The organism is Saccharopolyspora shandongensis, from assembly GCF_900106995.1.
GTDB classification, from domain to species: domain Bacteria; phylum Actinomycetota; class Actinomycetes; order Mycobacteriales; family Pseudonocardiaceae; genus Saccharopolyspora; species Saccharopolyspora shandongensis.
Map to the genome: position 1 here is coordinate 1 of NZ_FNOK01000009.1, position 13,264 is coordinate 13,264.

Annotated in this window: 12 protein-coding genes; 3 read left to right on the forward strand and 9 right to left on the reverse strand. The window is 69.3% G+C overall.

Annotated elements, in window-relative coordinates; all coding sequences use genetic code 11:
- Nucleotides 1-400: 400 nt before the first annotated feature.
- Nucleotides 401-1,222 carry a hypothetical protein gene (locus BLW84_RS11715; protein ID WP_093264891.1) on the reverse strand — a complete coding sequence of 274 codons (822 nt, stop codon included), beginning with the start codon at nt 1,220-1,222 and terminating at the stop codon, nt 401-403.
- 62 nt (nt 1,223-1,284) lie between these two features.
- Between BLW84_RS11715 and BLW84_RS11720 the strand changes: the two genes are divergently transcribed.
- On the forward strand, nt 1,285-1,467 hold the full coding sequence (locus BLW84_RS11720) for a PspC domain-containing protein (RefSeq protein WP_093264893.1): 183 nt from the start codon (nt 1,285-1,287) through the stop codon (nt 1,465-1,467).
- 220 nt (nt 1,468-1,687) lie between these two features.
- The gene (locus tag BLW84_RS11725; RefSeq protein WP_281247393.1) at nt 1,688-2,665 is read left to right on the forward strand and encodes an LLM class flavin-dependent oxidoreductase; all 978 of its coding nucleotides are present in this window, start codon (nt 1,688-1,690) and stop codon (nt 2,663-2,665) included.
- A 135-nt stretch (nt 2,666-2,800) separates the two neighbouring features.
- On the opposite strand, the gene BLW84_RS11730 is transcribed toward BLW84_RS11725, so the two are convergent.
- The 7 genes from BLW84_RS11730 to BLW84_RS11765 all read right to left on the reverse strand — a co-directional run bounded on the left by BLW84_RS11730 (nt 2,801) and on the right by BLW84_RS11765 (nt 10,757).
- Nucleotides 2,801-4,792 carry an APC family permease gene (locus BLW84_RS11730; protein ID WP_093264896.1) on the reverse strand — a complete coding sequence of 664 codons (1,992 nt, stop codon included), beginning with the start codon at nt 4,790-4,792 and terminating at the stop codon, nt 2,801-2,803.
- Nucleotides 4,793-4,851: 59 nt separating this feature from the next.
- Nucleotides 4,852-5,592 (reverse strand): class I SAM-dependent methyltransferase, encoded by a 741-nt coding sequence (locus BLW84_RS11735; protein ID WP_093264897.1) that lies wholly within the window; start codon nt 5,590-5,592, stop codon nt 4,852-4,854.
- Nucleotides 5,593-5,943: 351 nt separating this feature from the next.
- Nucleotides 5,944-7,143 carry an oxygenase MpaB family protein gene (locus BLW84_RS11745; protein ID WP_177226407.1) on the reverse strand — a complete coding sequence of 400 codons (1,200 nt, stop codon included), beginning with the start codon at nt 7,141-7,143 and terminating at the stop codon, nt 5,944-5,946.
- 219 nt (nt 7,144-7,362) lie between these two features.
- On the reverse strand, nt 7,363-7,965 hold the full coding sequence (locus tag BLW84_RS11750) for an NADPH-dependent FMN reductase (protein ID WP_093265195.1): 603 nt from the start codon (nt 7,963-7,965) through the stop codon (nt 7,363-7,365).
- A gap of 10 nt (nt 7,966-7,975) precedes the next feature.
- Entirely contained in the window at nt 7,976-8,758 is a 783-nt protein-coding gene (locus tag BLW84_RS11755; protein ID WP_245761087.1) for a creatininase family protein, read from the reverse strand.
- Nucleotides 8,755-9,165, reverse strand: coding sequence for a RidA family protein (locus BLW84_RS11760; protein WP_177226408.1), 411 nt, complete (start codon nt 9,163-9,165; stop codon nt 8,755-8,757). Before BLW84_RS11760 ends, BLW84_RS11755 begins: the two co-directional genes overlap by 4 nt.
- Nucleotides 9,166-9,368: 203 nt before the next feature.
- Entirely contained in the window at nt 9,369-10,757 is a 1,389-nt protein-coding gene (locus BLW84_RS11765) for a purine-cytosine permease family protein (RefSeq protein WP_093264902.1), read from the reverse strand.
- Nucleotides 10,758-10,994: 237 nt separating this feature from the next.
- On the opposite strand from BLW84_RS11765, the gene BLW84_RS11770 reads away from it, so the two are divergent.
- Nucleotides 10,995-12,161, forward strand: coding sequence for an LLM class flavin-dependent oxidoreductase (locus tag BLW84_RS11770; RefSeq protein ID WP_218157291.1), 1,167 nt, complete (start codon nt 10,995-10,997; stop codon nt 12,159-12,161).
- A 334-nt stretch (nt 12,162-12,495) separates the two neighbouring features.
- Here BLW84_RS11770 and ehuA read toward each other — a convergent pair whose 3' ends face one another.
- Entirely contained in the window at nt 12,496-13,251 is a 756-nt protein-coding gene (ehuA, locus tag BLW84_RS11775) for an ectoine/hydroxyectoine ABC transporter ATP-binding protein EhuA (protein ID WP_093265200.1), read from the reverse strand.
- Nucleotides 13,252-13,264 lie beyond the last annotated feature (13 nt).

A 13,264-nucleotide genomic window follows, 5' to 3' on the forward strand; every position in this document is an offset into this window, starting at 1 on the left:
TCGGATTTCGCATAAGAACACGGTGCGTGTCATCCGGTCCCGCGTGTGGAAACCGGAGTCTTTTCCCCCTCACAGCAAGTGATGATCACTATCGTCTACTGCTGGCCGAGGTCTGCGATGAGATCAATCCGAAGCGCCGGAACCGGAGCTATCCGCGCGTGATCAAGAGGAAGATGAGCAACTTCCCGGTCAAACGGGCACGCCATCGCCAGCAGCGCCAGGACAGCAGGCCATCCCGCTCAGCGGTCGTCATCACCGCACCCAGCAAGACCGGGCACCGACCTCGACCAGCCAAGATCACTTAAACGACCGGCATTGGGGCTAGACCCTAAGCAGGCGTTTCTTCCGGGAGAAGCGCACTTTTCAAATACCCGCCATCCGCTACGCGGATACCGCGAGCTCAGCGCTCCCGCGCTTCAAGGCGGCGCAGCCGCTCCGCTGACGCGTCGCGGTCGTGCTGCGCGCGCTCGCGGCGCTGGCGCGCCGTCTTCGCGTTGCGGCGGTGCTCGCGGAGCTCGCTTTCCGCCTGCTGCAGCGCCTCGCGCAGCTCTGCGCAGCGCTGCTCGGCTTCGCGCTCCGCGCTCTGGGCGCGTTCCTCCGCGCCGGTGGCTTCGCCCAGTTGCTCGTCGGTGTGCCGCAGCTGCTCGCGGAGCTCGCGAAGTTCCCGTTGGGGTTTGGGGCGTTCGGCGCTGGGCTGTCGGGGTTTGGGGCGCGCGGCGGTGCGGCGGATGGCGGCGACGGCGAGTTCGTCGAGGCCGAATCCGCTGTATTCGAGGGCTTTGGCGAGGGTTCCGGCGCGGACCGCGCGGCCAGCTTCGGGATCGGACAGCGCCGCGGTGAGGGTTTGCTCGACTTGTTGCCGGGTCGGTTCGGTGAGCCGGTGGCCGTGCTGCTCGGCGAGTTCCGCGGCCCTGCCGGTGACCTCGCGCAGGAGGCGGGTGCGGTCGGCTGCGAGGGCTCGCAGGTCGTCGCCGCGCAGTTCGCGCTGCGCCGTTCGCAGCTTCTCGCCCAGTTCCAGGAGCTCGGTGACGCTGCCGGGATCCGTGCCGGCGAGCAGGTTCACCGCCCAGGCCGCGGCGGTCGGTTTGCGCAGCTTCTTGAGCCCGGCGGCGAGCTCCCGGTCGCCGCGTTCGGCGGCCGCTGCCGCGTGGCGGTCGCGGGCCGGGATGAACTCGGCCGGATCTGCCGCGTACAGCTCGCGAGCGAGTTCCTCCAACTCCACGGGATCAACGTGCCACGTCGGCGCGGCGTGCGCGATGCGGCCGGACGCCGCAGGCTGGGCGCATGACGGTTTTGGAACGTCCCCGCCACGGGGCGCTGATCGCCGGGGTGTGCGCCGGGATCGCGAACCGCTTCGGCTGGCGCGTCGGTCTGGTGCGGCTGGTGTTCGTGCTCTCCTGCGTCCTGCCCGGCCCGCAGTTCCTGATCTACCTGGGCCTGTGGCTGCTGATTCCCCGCGCGGCGTGACGGTTTCTGCTGGTCAGGACCCGTGAGCGTTTTGGGTTGCCATAGCGACCCAAAACGCTCACGACCCCCTGCCTGCGGGAACGCCGCTTCGTAAGCCGTGGGCATGTCGTGGCGCTCCAGGCCGATGGGGTTTCGCATCGCGGAACCGAGCCGCCGTGGGCTCCGCCTCACCCGGAGCTGGAATCTTGCGGCTCGCCGGGCGGTTTGCACGGGTGTGACTTTGCGCCTTTCCGTGCTGGACCGCTCGCACACCATGCAGGGGCGGAGTCCGCAGTACGCCTTGCAGGAGACGGTTCGCTTCGCCCAACAGGCCGAGGCCCTCGGTTACCACCGGTTCTGGGTGGCCGAGCACCACAGCGTGCCCGGCGTCGCCGGCGCCGCGCCGACCGTGCTCGCCGCCGCCATCGCCGCCGCGACCAGCCGCATCCGGGTCGGCACCGGCGGCGTCATGCTGCCCAACCACCAGCCGCTGGTGGTGGCCGAGCAGTTCGGCGTGCTCGGCTCGCTGTTCCCGGAGCGCGTCGACGTCGGGCTGGGGCGCTCGGTGGGCTTCACCAGCGGAATCCGGCGCGCGCTGGGGCGCGACAAGGACGCGGCCGACCGGTTCGGCGAACAGCTCGTCGAATTGTTGGGCTACCTGTCCGGGCAGCCGGGCAGGTTCCCCGGGGTGCACGCGGTCGCTGCCGAGGGGCTGCCGATGCCGGTGTTCCTGCTGGCCACCGGGTCGGGCGCCGACACCGCCGCCGAGTTCGGGCTGCCGCTGGTGATCGCCGCGGCCCACGGCGACGACCGCATGATCGACACCATCGACGCCTACCGCGAGCGCTTCCGCCCGTCGGCCTGGGCGGCGCGGCCGTACGTGGTCCTCGCCCGCTCCGTCGCGGTCGCCGACACCTCGGAGGAGGCCCGGCGGCTGCTCGTGCCCGAGGCCTGGGCGACCGCCGAATCCCGCCTCCGAGGCGAGTTCCCGCCGCTGGAACCGCCGGAGCAGGTGCTGACGCGCGAGATGTCCGAGCGCGAGCGCAGCCAGTTCGAGCGTGCGCTGCGGGGCCATGTCTTCGGCACCGCGGACGAGGTCGCGGTGGAGCTGAAGGAGCTGACCGCCCGCACCGGAGCCGACGAGCTCCTGGTGACCACCACGGCCTACGACCCGGCCGACCGCATCGACTCCTACCGCCGCCTCGCCGCCCTCACCTGAGCCGTCACGCCGGACCAAACGCCGTTTTCGCGCGAAAACGTCGCCGCCCCCTCACGGGAAACGCCGTTTTCGCGCGAAAACGTCGCCGCCCACGCCCACCGGACGGCGGTTTCGCGCGAAACCGGCACTCCGGGGTCAGGTGGGTGGGGTGATGCCTCGGCGGGTGTGGCCGGGGACGTGGTGGATGCGGTCGACGTCCCGGCGGTGGCTGGAGTCGAGCTGCCACGGCACGCTGACCACCATCACTCCCGGCTCGAACCGCAGCCGCCAGCTCAGCCGCAGCGAGCTCTGGTTGTGCAGTAGGTTCTCCCACCAGTGTCCGACGACGTACTCCGGGATGTACACGCACACCAGGTCCCGCGGCCCCTCCCGGCGGATCCGCTTGATGTAATCGATGACCGGCCGGGTGATCTCGCGGTAGGGCGAGTCCACCACCTTCAGCGGCACACCGATGCCGTGCCGATCCCACCCGCTGCGCAGCAGCTGCGTGTCCGCTTCGTCGACGTTGACGGTGAGCGCGGTCAGCGTGTCCGGCCGGTTGGCGCGGGCGAACGCCAGCGCACGCAGCGTCGGCTTGTGCAATGTGGACACCAGCACCACCGCGTGCACCCTGCTGGGCAAGGTCATGCCGTCGGCCTCCGGTTCGAGCTCCCGCCGCACGTCGCCGTAGTGCCGGTGGATCGCCCGCATCATGAGGTACAGCAGCGGGATCGCGATCACCACGAGGTAGGCACCGTGGGTGAACTTCGTGATGAGCACGACGACCAGCACCGTCGCGGTCAGCACCGCGCCGACCGCGTTGACCAGGCGGGACCGGTGGTATCGCGCCCGGTGTGCGGCGTCGCCGGTGGCGAGCAGGTGGTTCCAGTGCTTGACCATGCCGACCTGGCTCAGCGTGAACGACGTGAACACCCCGATGATGTAGAGCTGGATCAGCCCCGTCACGGAGCCCTCGAACGCCGCGATGAGCGCGATCGCGATCAACCCGAGCACGACGATGCCGTTCGAGTGCGCCAGCCGGTCACCGCGGGTGTGCAGCTGGCGTGGCAGGTACCGGCGCTGCGCGAGCAGCGAGCCGAGCATCGGGAAGCCGTTGAAGGCGGTGTTCGCGGCGAGCAGCAGGATCAGCGTCGCGCCGGCCTGCACGACGAAGAACAGCACGCTGTTCACCCCGAACACCGCGCCCGCGATCTGCGCGATGACGGTGCGCTGCCCCGTGCTGTGGCAGTCCGCCGGGAAGCCGATGAGGTCGCACGGGTGGTTCGCGACCCGCACGCCGGAGATCATCGCCAGCGCGGTCACGCCGCTGAACAGGCCGATCGCCAAGGCGCCCATGATGATCATGGTGCGGCCGGCGTTGACGTCCTTCGGCGGCCGGAACGCGGGCACCCCGTTGGAGATCGCCTCCACGCCGGTCAGCGCCGTGCATCCCGACGAGAAGGCCCGCAGCAGCAAGAAGATCAGCGCCAGCCCGGTGACGTCGACCTGCTCCGGCCGGATGCCCCAACCTGCGCTCTCCGCGACCGGCGGGTGCCCCGCCGCGACCTGCCCGAGACCGACGGCGACGGTCAGGCCGATCGCCACGACGAACAGGTAGGTGGGCACGGCGAACGCCCGGCCGGACTCGCGGATCCCACGCAGGTTCACCGCCATCAGCAGCACCACCACGACGAGGCTGATCCACACCCGCTGCGGGTACAGCGCCGGCACCGCCGACACCAGGTTGTCGACCCCGGCGGCGACCGACACCGCCACGGTCATCACGTAGTCCACCATCAGCGCGGCGGCCACCACCAGGCTCGGATCGCGGCCGAGGTTGCGGGCCACGACCTCGTAGGACCCGCCGCCGCTGGGATAGGCGTGCACGACCTGCCAGTACGAGGCGACGACGACGGCGAGCAGCACCACGACGGCCAGCGCCACCCACGGCGTCAGGTGCAGCAGCGCCAAGCCGCCGAGCGACAGGATCAGCAGGATCTCCTGCGTCGCATAGGTGACCGATGAGAGCGGGTCGCTGGCGAAGATCGGCAGCGCGAGCCGTTTTGGCAGCAGCATCTCCCGCAGCCGGTCGCTGCGCACCGGACGCCCCAGCACCAGCCGCTTCAGCACCTGCAACGCCGAAGCCACCCCACCAGGCTAGGCGCGCCCGCCGCCGAACGCGCTTCGCGCGCCAACCCGGTCTCTCGTCAGCAGCGGCGCGCGACGGTGATGATCTCCGGGCTGTCGTCGCGCAACGGGCCGCGGTCCCAGTCACCGAACTGGTCGGCCACCGCCAGGCCCGCGTCGGCGAGGAACGCCGACAGCGCCTCCGAACCGAGGAATCGCAGTGTGCTCCGGCTCTGCAGCGGCCGGTCCCACCCTTGGCCGGTGTAGGTGTGCGTGGCGGTGACGAGGTCGCCTTCCACCGGCAGCACCTCGCACTCGCAGTGCACCGCGACGCCCGCCGGATCCACCACCCCGCCCGAGTACCGCAGGTGCCAGTCCTCCCACTCCCGCACGAGCGGGTTGCGGGTTTCGAACGCGAATTCGCCGCGGTCGGTGAGCGCCGCCGCGATCGTCGTGAGCGCGACGCGCAACTCGTCGTCGCCGAGCAGCACCTGGAACGCGTGGCCGGTCATCACCACCAGGTCGAACTCCTGGTCCCAGGCCGGTGCCGCGGCCAGGTCGGCCTGAACCCACTCGATGTCCGGGCGCGACCGCGCCACCTCCAGCATCCCGGCGGCCGGGTCCAGGCCGCACAGCCGCCCCGGATGGCCGTTGTCCCGCGCGATGCCCAGCAACGTGCCCGTCCCGCACCCCACGTCCAGCACGGACCGCGCGGACATCACCAGGGGCAGGTAGAAGCCGAAGTCGGAGCGTTCGTCCGTCGGGCAGTAGAGGTCGTAGAGCGCCGCGAGCCGACGATCGGAGAACTGCATGTCGACCATAGCCGTCAGCTTGCCAAAGCCCGGCGGAGCACGGCGACCGATTTTGCACCGCCGGCTGCCCGTGAGCACTTTGTGCTGCTATTGGGACTGTCCTCGTCGACCACGTCCGGCGCCACCGACCGCTTCCCGGTTTCGACCATGCTCAAGTGCGACTTGGCGAAGTGCGTGCGCTGCGCCATCCGGGACAAGCTCATTTCGCTATACAAGATCAAGGGGCGCCGCCAAGGCGGCGCCCGCCGGGGACCCGCGCGGGCTTGCGCCTGCGGCCTGGCGGCCGACCGCGCCGCGATGACGGTCCCAACAAGACGACGAGGTGGTGGTCGGGCACCAGGGCAACGTCATCATGCCGGTTCACCTGGCCTGGTCGACGGCGATGATCGGCACGACATGCTCATCGCCAGCGTGCTCAACCTCTGCTGCACTGCGTGGAGTGGGCAGCACGATTTCGTCCTTGTACCCGGCCAGTTGGGTCGGCAGCTCCAGGGGGGTGCTCTTCCCCCGCGTCAGAATGCGCAGTTCGACTGCGTATTGGAGTTGACCGAGCTTGTCGAGAATGCGCCTGGCCAGTCGCGAGTGGTCTTCCAGGCTCTCCATCGTGCCCAGTACCGCCACGTAGCAGCGGACAACAGCCTGCCACAACGGTGAATGCGGAACTTCGAGCCAATTGGCAACATCCTTGCCAATCAACCGGCGTAGCAGCGCGGGGACAATACCGTCGAAGATCCGCCCCGGGACGATTCCCTCGTACAGATCGAGCAGATGCTTGGTCAGTTCCGCACCCTCCGGAGACGGGCCGGCACTGCGCGCCAGTGCAGTAGCGAACAGTTGCCGGGCCTCGCCCACGGTCGGAGGTACCGCCGTGGGGTCGATACCGAGATAACTGCCGGCCACCCGCCAGGTATGCATATAGTCTTCGGCTTCCTGCGGGGTCACCCGAACCTTGAGACGCTCCAGGAAGTCCAGCACCTGCACCGACAACGCCAACAACACGATGAGCAAGTGTTCCTGAGAAGCGGGCACGCCGTCGCGCACCTCGTCCCAACTGTCGGTGGCACGAAGGTGATACCGCACCGTGGCGTGAATCAACCGCACCTTCACCGCGCTGACCACGAAATTGCTGCTGGGGCCGAACGGGTCCGGCTGCATGAGATCGAAGACGAACTGCGCCGTGTTCGCCATCCGCCGCTCGGGATAACGCAATCGATGTGTCAGGCTCATCATCTTCGCGCCGAGCGGAACCGCGTAAGCCATGGCCATCGACCCCAGCGCCAGCACAGCGCCGATATGAATCCCGTCGTCCTGGAAGAACTCGTGCACCCGTGCGAGCCGTTCCTGATCGGCCCACTCCGGTGCCTGCCGCGCTTCCTCGATGAAGTCATGCAGATCATCCGGGAGCCCCGCCGGGATGTTCTGGTCGGCGGAGTGCCACTGCCGCAAAACGCGGTTGACCTCCTCCAGTTGCCCTCCCTCCACAAGCTTCTCAACGACCGCTTCAGCCCGCTTGTCTCCCAAGAGCGCGAGCCGGTCCAGCATGGTCCCGCTGATGTCCATGGAAATCCCCCCTTGTCTCCAAGCGGTCATCGATGCACCGCACGCTTGAAGCACGACGCGGCGCGAAACGACGCCGACAATCCCGGAGTGTCCCAGCCGGACGCGGCTCCGCCGAATCGATCAACTGGTCAAGCCCACGTAACGACCACCCATAGCAGTTACGAAGAGTGTTAATGCTGAGCTTCAGCACGGCTCAGGTTCTTTCTGAGCCGCACTCGCCTAGACGGCGAGGGGCAGCGCCGGGCGGCGGGCGAAGTCGACCACCTGGTGGGCCATCGTGCGCAGCTGGTCGGCGTACGGCGTCGTCGGCTCGCCGTCCTCGGTGAAGCAGGGCTGCGCTGAGTTGATCGCCACGCCCAGCGGCGTCGGCCAGCCCCGGAGGGCGTGGGCGATCGCGCGGAGCTGCCCCAGGGTCGCCGCCGGGGCCTGCCAGCCCGCCGCCGTCGAGATGCAGCCGACCGCCCGGCCGTCGAGGTACGGACGATCGTCGCCCCGGAGGTCCTCGACGTAGTCCAGGGCGTTCTTCACCAGGCCGGACAGCGCCCCGTGGTAGCCGGGCGAGGCGATGACCACCCCGTCCGCGCGGCGCAACGCCGTCACCAGGTCGGCCGCCCGCGAGGTCCGATCGCCCGAATCCGGTTGGTACATGGGCAGGTTGATCTCGTCGGCCCCGAACAGGAGCGTCGCCGCGCCGTGCTCCCGCGCGGCGGCCAGCGCGAACCGCAGCGCCCGCTCGCTGCTCGATCCGGCGCGAGTCGTGCCGCCCAGCCCGACGATCAGCGGAGCGGAGCCGTCGCGCACGAGCTTCTCGTTGTCCTGCATGGCGAACACCTCACTGGTAGTTGGCGAAGTCGAACCGGGACACCTCGGCCAGCTGGTCGCCCAGCACGTCGACGAGGGCCGTGAAACCGCGCTTGCCCGCCTCCGGCGTCGCGCGCGTCGGGTCGCCGAGGTAGCCGTCCGGGCCGAAGTCGTCGGAGAGCCAACCGAAGGCGACGCTGCCGCCGAACCGGACGTGCCGGTTCTCGTTCATGCTGCTCGGCACCCGCGTCCGCGCGGCGGACATGTCCACCAGCTCCGGCCGCAGGTGCAGCATCAGCGACGTTTCCATCGCGCCGCCGTGGATCCCGAGTCCCTGCTCGGTCTCGGCGAAGGACTCGTCCTTCTCGACCGGCACGAACGTGTTGGCGGCGAAGGTGAGCAACCCGTGCCGGTGCCGGATGTCGCGCAGCGCGGTCTGGATCTCCGAGATGTTGCCGCCGTGGCCGTTGACGAACGCGATGCGGCGGAAGCCGGCCGCGGCCACCGACCGCCCGATGTCGTCGAGCACCGCGGCGAACGTGGCGGTGGACAGGGAAAGCGTGCCCGCGGCCCAGACGTGCTCGACGCTGCGGCCGTAGGACAGGGTCGGCAGCAACCACAGGTCGAGCTCCTCGCCCCGCTCGGCCACGGCCGCCCGCGCCGCCGCCTCGGCGACCAGCGCGTCGGTGACCAGCGGCAGGTGCGGCCCGTGCTGCTCGATCGCGCCGACCGGCACCACCGCGATCGACGACTCGCCGCACGCACCGGCGACGTCGGCGACGCTCAGTTCGGCGAACTCGCGGGATGTGATCACGACTTCTCCCCTGGGTAGGCAACGGCCCGGATCTCCACCCGCATCTGCGGCGTGGCCAGCGCCGGGTAGATCAACAGCGAGGCGTACGAGCGCTCGTCGAGCAGCGCGGGCGCGTGCTCCGCAAGCCACTCGTCGCGGGCTTTCATGTATTCCGCACGTTCGTTGGGATCGGCGACGAACTGGTCCAGCTGCACGATGTCCGCGAGCTCGGCACCCGCGTCCGCCAGCAGCTGCCGGATCCGGTCCAAGGTGATCCGCGTCTGCTCGGCGATGCCGTCGACCGGCGCGCCGCTGTCGTCGGTCGCCCCGTCGATCCCGCTGAGGAACACGAAACCGCCTGCGGCGGCGCCCCTTCCCCACGGCTGCACGGCGTCGCCGTAGGACAGCGGGCCCAAACCACGTTTCACTTCGACTCCCGGACTCGTTTGATGAGAGGTCGTTTCAGAATGCGGCGTTAGCCGCATGCGGTGTGGGACTCAGCTCGCACCGCCGCGGGTTCTCAGGCTGTGCCCGCCCTTGCTGGGCTACTGGGCGAGGCCAGTCCCCGATGCCGCGTATTGGACATACGTAAGTCGGGGCTCCCACAATCCAGGCGGCGTCTGAGGTTCCGCTACCCGCGCCGCCACGCAAACCCCGTTCTGAAATGTTTGATCAGGTAGTACGCGACGGCCGCGACGACCCCGCCGACCCAGTACGTGATGTCTCCCAGCTGCGGGAACGCGGCCGCCAGCGGGCCGGTGTAGAGGCTCTGGCTCATGAACGGCACGGACGCGACCACGCCGATGGCGAACGCCGCCAGCCCCGGCCCGAGCCGCCGCGACCGGTCGTAGAACGTGGCCACCTCGACGCCGTCGCGCCGGTGCACCAGGAAGTCCACCAGCGTGACGCCGAGCCACGGGCCGATCCAGTAGCCGACCACGAACAGGAAGTTCTGGAAGTTGCCGAAGGCCTCGCCCTCGACGTGCCCGGCCCACCAGCCCAGCGCGGTGCCCAGCACGCCGGTGAGCAGCGCGGAAACCCAGCGGCGCAACGGGATGTCGGCCATCAGCAGGGCCAGCGAGCCGGAGTAGATGTCCAGCACGCTGCCCGCGATCGTCGACGCCAGCAGCGCGATCAGCGCGACGATCGCCAGGCCCGACGGGATCAGCTGCGTCACCAGGTCGGTCGGGCTGTCCGGGAAGACGACGGTGCCGATCGCCGCGCCGAGCAGATGCATCCACAGGCCCGCAATCGCCGCGCCGAGGAACGCCGACCAGCCCAGGCGCGCCCGGCTGGTGTCGCGCGGCAGGTAGCGCGTGTAGTCGGATGCGCCGATCGCCCAGCCGAAGGTGCGCGAGGAGCTGACGGCCACGGTCATCAGCAGCGCCCCGGTCAGCGTCTTCTCGCCGGGATCGCCGACCGCGCCGACGTCGCCGCGCGCGATGCCGTACCAGGTGATGAGCACGAACAGCACCGCCATCACGCCGAGCAGCATCCGCTCGATGCGGTGCACGAAGTCGTGCCCGATGATCGCGATGACGATCTCCACCACGGCGACGGCGATCAGCGCCCACAGGAACGGGATCCCGAACAGCTGCCGGACGATGTAGGCGCCGAGCACGGTGTTCACCGCGAAGTAGCCGAATCCGGTCAGGAACAGCAGGAACACCGGCACGAAGTTGCCGAAGTAGCCGAACGGGCCGCGCGACTGGACCATCTGCGGGGCGCCGGCCTGCGGCCCCATGGTGGCCGCCACGCCCAGCAGCAGGCTGCCGATCAGCGTGCCGACGACCAGCGCGAGCGCGGCCTGCGCGAAGCTCAGGCCGAGGAACGCGGTCGGGATGGCGCCCACCACGAGCGCCGAGTACTGCAGGTTTCCCGCGAACCACAGGGTGAACGCGGACAGCGGCGAGCCGTGCCGCTCGTCGTCGCGGACCGCTTCGATGCCCTTGTGCTCGACCCCGCCGCGAGGCGGCTGGCCGGTCACGGCGGGTGCGGCTTGGGCAGCGTCTTCGACCATGGGGTCCTCCCGGGGACGCACCGATGGGTTGGTGTTCGCCCTGGCGACGGATGAGGCCGGATGTTGATGTGGCGAACATTCACCGGGGATCGTGAGCCGACGACGGGTTCGGAGTCAAGAGCCGAAACGGGACTTGACGGCGCGGAAATCCGGAGGAAACTGATCCGCAGCCAATGTTGATACTACTTACATTTGCTCGTCAGCGGCCCGGAGCAGCCGGGCAGGATGGAGGTACCCGTGCGGTACGGCGTGTTCTTCTTCGGCTCCGTGGAGATGCCCGACGTGCTGGCCGGGAACCCGCTCCCGGCCGGTCAGCGCCGCGCCACCCGGCAGCAGGTGTGGGAGGCCACCGAGCACCTGATCGACATGGGAGTGCGCGCGGAAGGTCTCGGCTACGACAGCTACTGGCTGGCCGAACACCACTTCCAGCACGAGGGCTACGAGATCGTGCCCAACTCCCTGATGCTGCAGTCGAACCTGGTCGCCCGCACCCAGCGCATCCAGGTCGGCGCGATGTTCAACATCGTCCCGCAGTGGCATCCGCTGCGGCTGGCCGAGGACTTCAGCACGCTGCTCAACCTCTCCGGCGGGCGCGCGGTGCTCGGCGTCGGGCGCGGCACGGTGCCCCGGGAGCTGCGCAGCCTCGGCCTGCACCAGGCGGACATGGGCTACCTGGAATCCGAGGAGAAGAGCAAGGCCATCGACGCGCACAACCGCGAGGTCTTCGCCGAGTACATGGAGGTCGTGCGCACCGCACTGGCCAACGAGACCTTCTCCTACAAGGGCAAGTTCTTCGAGCTGCCGCCGCCGGACACCAACGGCCCGGACGGCGCGGTGGACACCCTGACGCTGCTGCCCGGCCCGCTGCACCCGGTGGAGATCTGGCAGGCCGTGACCAGTCCGCCCACCCTCGGCTACGCCGCCGAGGTCGGCCACGGCTGCGTCTGGTGGAACCAGTACCACGGCTTCGTGCGCGACCAGTGGGAGCGCTACGCGGAGCTCTACCGGCAGCACCACCACGTCGAGCTGTCCAGCGGCGCCAAGCGAATCCTGGTGCTGCCGGTGCACATCGCCGACGACCACGAGACGGCGTGGCGGATCGGCGGCGCGGGCCACGACGAGTTCTGGAACCTGCTGGCCCCGTTCGGCTGGAGCCGCGGCTACCGGGGCGAGGACGGCAAGCCCGCCAAGCCCGGCCTGGTGCCGACGCTGGAGCAGTCGACCGAGCAGAAGATGTGGGCGATCGGCACGCCCGAGGAGGTCGCGGAAACCGTCCAGTTCCACAAGGATTCGCTAGGCCTGGAACACCTGGTGATCTTCCCGCACTTCCCGGGCCACACCTACGCGATGGCGGCGGAGCAGATGCAACGCTTCCAGGACCAGGTCGTCCCCCTCCTCCGCTGACCCCGCAGTTTCAATTGAGGTTTTTCCAACCTCAATTTGCGTGGCGGTGCGGGTAGCGGAACCTCAGAGGCTCCCTGGTCTGTGGGTGCCCCTCCTGATGTATGTCCAATACACGGCGTCAGGGCCGTCCTCGCCAGGAAGCCTCTGAGAACCCGCGGCGGTGCAAGTGTCGTAGGTGGGCTATGCGCCTGCGGCGCATGCGACACCCCATCGACGTGCAGCTTTGCGACCCACGGCTGCGGGCTCACCAGGATGAAAAAGACTCATTGAAACTGCCCCTCCCCGGAGGGTCCCGGGTCGCAGTTTCAATTGAAACTGCGACCCGGCCCGGGGGTCACTTGCGTTCGAGGACCGCTTTGAGGAAGCGTTGGGTCCTCTCGTGCTGCGGGTTCTCGAAGATCTTCGATGGCGGGCCGGATTCGATCACCGCGCCGGAGTCGAACATCAGGACCCGGTCCGAGATCTCCGCCGCGAAGCGCATCTCGTGGGTCACCAGCAGCATCGTCATCGCGGTGGTGTGGGCGAGGTCCCGGATGACCGCGAGGACCTCGCCGATGAGCTCCGGGTCCAGCGCGGAGGTGACCTCGTCGAAGAGCATCACCTTGGGGCGCATGGCCAGGGCCCGGGCAATCGCCACGCGTTGCTGCTGGCCGCCCGACAGTTGCCCCGGCTTGTGCCCCAGGTGCTTCTGCAGCCCGACCATCTGCAGCAGGTCGACCGCGCGGTGCTCGGCGTCCTCCCGCGACATGCCCAGCACCTGCACCGGCGCGAGCGCGACGTTGTTCAGCACCGTCATGTGCGGGAACAGGTTGAAGTGCTGGAACACCATGCCGATCTTGCGCCGCGCCGCCGCCTGGCCGCGGGTGTCCGCCGCCGCGCCGCCGCGGCGGTCCCACAGCGGCTCGCCGTCGACCTCGACGAGGCCGCCGTCCGGCTCCTCCAACGTCATGAGCAGCCGCAGGATGGTGGTCTTCCCCGAACCGCTGGGCCCGATGATGGAGACCTTCTCCCCCGCCGCCACGTCGAGGTCGAGTTCGCGGAGCACGTGGTTGTCGCCGAACGACTTCCCCACGCCCGAGAACGAGATCATCGGCCGGACGTCC

Excerpts from the sequence above, each read along its gene's own strand:
- BLW84_RS11750 (WP_093265195.1), bottom strand. The coding sequence starts at position 7,965 with ATGCAGGACAACGAGAAGCTCGTGCGCGACGGCTCCGCTCCGCTGATC.
- BLW84_RS11745 (WP_177226407.1), bottom strand. The coding sequence starts at position 7,143 with ATGGACATCAGCGGGACCATGCTGGACCGGCTCGCGCTCTTGGGAGAC.
- ehuA (WP_093265200.1), bottom strand. The coding sequence starts at position 13,251 with ATGATCTCGTTCTCGGGCGTGGGGAAGTCGTTCGGCGACAACCACGTG.
- BLW84_RS11735 (WP_093264897.1), bottom strand. The coding sequence starts at position 5,592 with ATGGTCGACATGCAGTTCTCCGATCGTCGGCTCGCGGCGCTCTACGAC.
- BLW84_RS11720 (WP_093264893.1), top strand. The coding sequence starts at position 1,285 with ATGACGGTTTTGGAACGTCCCCGCCACGGGGCGCTGATCGCCGGGGTG.
- BLW84_RS11765 (WP_093264902.1), bottom strand. The coding sequence starts at position 10,757 with ATGGTCGAAGACGCTGCCCAAGCCGCACCCGCCGTGACCGGCCAGCCG.